Here is a 4217-nt window from a genome sequence, read left to right as displayed (position 1 = left end):
GCGCGGGCCCCGGCGGCACGGGCCTCGGCGGCTGGGGGCCGGGGCCCGGCATCGGGCCGGGCGGCGGCTCGGTCGGCGGGACCAGCGGTTCCGGCGCGGGGGCGGGATCCGGTGTCGGCGGGGGCACCGGCTGCGGGGTCGGCAGCGGCTCTTTCTCGTCCATATGACCCCCGTACCCGCGTGCCCGTCGGGTACCCGTGCGGCCCGCGCTCCGGCCCTGCGCCGAGGCCGCCGCCAGGGGCCGCCCTGGCTCGTGATCATGGAGTCGCGCCGGTGATCTCCCGCCTGGCCGGGCATGTGCGCGTCCGGCCCCGGACAGGGCAGGATAGGGGCATGAGGGAAACCCGAGCGACCGCTCATGGTTTGCGCACGGCGATCGAGCGCAGCGGCTACTACCCGGCCCTGGTCGCGGACGCGGTCGAGTCGGCCATAGGGGACGAGCGCGTCGTCGCGTACGTCGTGCACCACGAGGCGACGTTCGACCCCGCGATGGAGGTCCGGCGGCACGTGACGGTGCTCGTGCTGTCGGCGAGCCGGCTGCTGGTGTGCCACACCGACGAGCACCCGCCCGGCGAGGGCATGGAGCGCCCGCACGCGTCCACGACCACGGAGGCGGTGAAGCTGGAGCGCGTCCAGTCGGTCGCGGTAACGCGGGTCGTCCCGGACCCGGCCTCGTACGTGCCGGGGGTGCCGCCGACCGAGGTGGTGCTGACGATCGGGTGGGGCGCCATCGCGCACATCGACCTGGAGCCCGCGACCTGCGGCGACGAGAACTGCGAGGCCGACCACGGCTACACCGGCAGCGTCACCGCCGACGACCTGTCGCTGCGGGTGAGCGAGGCCGCCGACGGCGCGGACGCCGTCGCGCAGGTGCTGGCCTTCGCCGAGGAGCTGTCCGCGGCGACCGCGCGGTGAGCGGCCGGTGAGCGGAGCCCCGCCGCCGCCCGTGCCCGGCTACGGGACGGGCGCGCTCGCCGACGTCCCGGTGTCGGTGCTGGCCGCGCTGGGCGTCCCGGACGCGGTGAACGCGCTCGGCCTGCCCGCGCTGCCGCGCGCGTGCGTGCTGGTGATCGACGGGCTCGGCTGGGAGCAGCTCCGCGCCCATCCGGACGAGGCGCCGTACCTGACCGCGATGGGCGGCGGGCCGATCAGCGCGGGGTTCCCCGCCACGACCGTCACCAGCCTCGGGTCGCTCGGCACCGGCCTGCCGCCCGGCGGGCACGGCCTGCTGGGCGTGCAGGTCGCGATCCCGGGCACGGGGCGGCTGCTGAACTGCCTGCGCTGGCGGGACGACTCGGTCGACCCGGAGCGCTTCCAGCCCGCGCCGACGATCTACCAGCGGGCCGCGGCGGCGGGCGTCGCGGCCTCCTACGTGTCCCTCGGCCTGTACCGGGACTCGCCGCTCAGCCGGGCCACGACCCGCGGCGCCGACTACGTCGCGGCGGACAGCCTGGGCCAGCTCGTCGGGCGGGCCGAGCGGGCGCTGCGGCGCGGCGACCGGTCGCTCGTGACCGTCTACCACCCGGATCTCGACTCGACGGGGCACAGGTTCGGGGTGGGGTCCGCCGAGTGGCGGCACCAGCTGCGGTTCGTGGACGTCCTCGTGCAGGAGCTCGCCGCCGTCCTGCCGCCGGGGTCGGCGCTGTACGTGACCGCCGACCACGGCATGGTGGACCCGGTGGAACGGATCGACGCCGACACCGTCCCGGAGCTGGGCGAGGGCGTGGCGCTGCTCGGCGGCGACGCGCGCTGCCGGTACGTCTACAGCGAGCCGGGCGCCCATGACGACGTCTTCGCCGCGTGGACGGCGCTGGTCGGCGACCGGGCGTGGGTCGTGCCGCGCGAGAAGGCGGTGGCGGACGGCTGGTTCGGCCCGCTCGCCCCGGGGATGGCCGAGCGGATCGGCGACGTGATCGCGGTGCCGCACACGGACCTGGCGATCGTGGCGTCCGAGCGGGAGCCCTGGCTGACCCGGATGGTCGGCATGCACGGCTCGCTCGTGGCGGCCGAGCAGATCGTCCCGCTGCTGACGGCGACCCGCCCCTGACCGCGCCGCCGCCTCCGACCCGCTGCCGTCCCCGGCGCTGACCTGGGCCGTCGTGGAATCCGTGCGCACGGCGTGTCCCGGGGCCGGTGGTGCGTAGGCTGCCGGTCGTGACGAACCCCGCCGAGCCCCTCCTCAATCAGGGCGACGAAGGTCAAACTGGCGATGTGCACCCTCTCATCGAAGTGCCCGCGCTGGACCGGCTGCTCCGGCAGCAGACCCCCTTGGTCCTGCTGGACGTGCGTTGGCATCTGGCGGGGCCGCCGGGAATCGACTCCTACCGCAAGGGCCACCTCCCCGGAGCCGTGTTCGTCGACCTGGACCGCGACGTGGCCGGGCCGCCGGGGCCGGCCGGGCGCCATCCGCTGCCCCCGTCCGGTGGCTTCGAGGCCGCGATGCGCCGCGCCGGCGTGTCGGGGGACCGGCTCGTCGTGGTCTACGACGACGCCGACTCCACGGCGGCGGCGCGCGTCTGGTGGTCGCTGCGCTACTTCGGCCACGACAAGGTCCGCGTGCTGAACGGCGGCTACCGGGCCTGGACGGAGGCGGGCCACCCGGTCACCACCGAGGAGCCGGACGTCAAGCCGGGCGACTTCTTCGCCCGCCCGGGCCGGCTGCCCGTGCTGGACGCGGAGGGGGCCGCCGCGCTGGCGACGACGGGGGTGCTGCTGGACGCCCGCGCCGCCGAGCGGTACCGCGGTGAGACCGAGCCCGTCGACCCGGTCGCCGGGCACATCCCGGGCGCTCGGAACGCTCCGACGTCCGGGAACGTCGGCGTGGACGGCCGGTTCCTGCCGCCGGAGCTGCTGCGCGAGCGGTTCGCGCAGCTCGGCGCGACCGACGCGCTGGACGTCGGCGCCTACTGCGGTTCCGGGGTGACGGCGGCGCACGAGATCCTGGCGCTCCACCTCGCGGGGATACCCGCGGCCCTCTATGTCGGATCCTGGTCGAACTGGGTCGCCGACCCTGCCAATCCCGTCGCGACGGGCGATTCCTGACATGACGGCCGGTGGCCGGTCCGGGTGGTCCCGGCCGGCCACGGGCCGGTCGTCAGCCTGAGCCGAAGCAGAGGAAGCCTGCCGCGCCGGGCGGGCGCGGCACGGCGGCGAGCGCGCGGGACGGCGGTAGCCCCGACGCCAGCCCGGCGTGGAACGCCGCCATGAACTCCGGTGTCGTGGCGTCCCGGACGGGCGCGACGCTGGCGATCACCGTGGCGGCGCCGAGGGCCAGCAGCACGCCCGCCATCCCGACGGCGGCGTCGCCCTCGTCGGAGCGGCCGATGTCGCACGCCGACAGCACCACCAGTCGCGGCGGCGCCGCGAGCGCGTCCAGGTCGTGGACGGTCAGCGGCCCGTCGGCGAGCCGCAGCCGCGAGAACAGCGCATTGCCCTCGCGGAACTCGCCGTGGGCGGCGATGTGGGCGAGCGCGGCGCCGTCCAGCGCGTCGCGGACGGGTTCCGCGCGCGCCTCCAAGCCGTCTATGACGAGCGCGTCGGCGTGGACGCGGCGGAGCGCGGCGATCTCGCGCCCGGCGTGGGCGAGGCCGGGTCCCGCGACCAGGACGGCGCGGCCGCCGGACGGACGGTCGGCGCGGGCGCGCAGCCAGGCCGCGGCCGACGGGACGACCGTGAACGGGCGTCCCGCCAGCGACGGCAGCACCGCCCAGGGCAGGCCGTGCAGCGGACCCGCCGGGGCGATCACCAGGTCGCGGTCGCCGATGTCGGCCCGTACCGGCGCCAGCAGGAGCCGGTCGAGCCGTTCGGCGGCTTCGGCGGCGGCGGTGAGCGCGGCGGGGTCGTCCGCGCTCGCGAGGCGGCCCAGCGCGTAGCGGATCAGGCCCGTCTCGCGGGCGGCGGCGTCGCGGTCGCCGAGCCGGTGCCTGCGGGTCCGGCCGCCGGCGACGGTCACCGCGTGCAGCTCGGCGCCGACGGCGACCAGCTCGACGAGGGCGCGGTCGCCGAGCGCGGCGGCGATCTCGGCGGGCTCGGGGGCCTCCGGGCCGGGCGGCCCGCCGGAACGGCGGCGGGTGTGCGCGCTGACCTTCGCCTCCAGGGCCGCCAGGTCGGCGGCGAGCACGGACGGGACGCCGCCGCCCGCCGTGTCGCAGGTGTGCGCGGCGCTGAGCGCGCGCAGCGCCGCCAGCGCCCCCGCGCGCTCGGGGTCGGCGAGATCG

At 77.2% G+C, this 4217-nt stretch carries 4 protein-coding genes; 3 read left to right on the top strand and 1 reads right to left on the bottom strand.

What is annotated here, in order from left to right; all coding sequences use genetic code 11:
* Positions 1 to 333: 333 nt before the first annotated feature.
* From amrb99_RS49035 to amrb99_RS49025, 3 genes are all read left to right on the top strand, one after another.
* On the top strand, positions 334 to 915 hold the full coding sequence (locus tag amrb99_RS49035) for a DUF5998 family protein (RefSeq protein WP_151544098.1): 582 nt from the start codon (positions 334 to 336) through the stop codon (positions 913 to 915).
* A gap of 7 nt (positions 916 to 922) precedes the next feature.
* A complete protein-coding gene (locus tag amrb99_RS49030; RefSeq protein WP_190868969.1) occupies positions 923 to 2047 on the top strand; it encodes an alkaline phosphatase family protein in 1125 nt (374 codons plus the stop codon).
* Between the two features lie 164 nt (positions 2048 to 2211).
* Positions 2212 to 3042 (top strand): rhodanese-like domain-containing protein, encoded by an 831-nt coding sequence (locus tag amrb99_RS49025; protein WP_190868968.1) that lies wholly within the window; start codon positions 2212 to 2214, stop codon positions 3040 to 3042.
* Positions 3043 to 3094: 52 nt separating this feature from the next.
* On the opposite strand, the gene amrb99_RS49020 is transcribed toward amrb99_RS49025, so the two are convergent.
* The coding region (locus tag amrb99_RS49020; RefSeq protein ID WP_190868967.1) for a CHAT domain-containing protein at positions 3095 to 4217 on the bottom strand (1123 nt) is incomplete at its 5' end.

It is taken from the genome of Actinomadura sp. RB99 (genome assembly GCF_014706005.1).
In the GTDB taxonomy this organism is placed as follows: Bacteria; Actinomycetota; Actinomycetes; order Streptosporangiales; family Streptosporangiaceae; genus Spirillospora.
The sequence above is the reverse complement of the archived record's forward strand: the minus strand, read 5'-3'. Positions and strand labels throughout refer to the sequence as shown.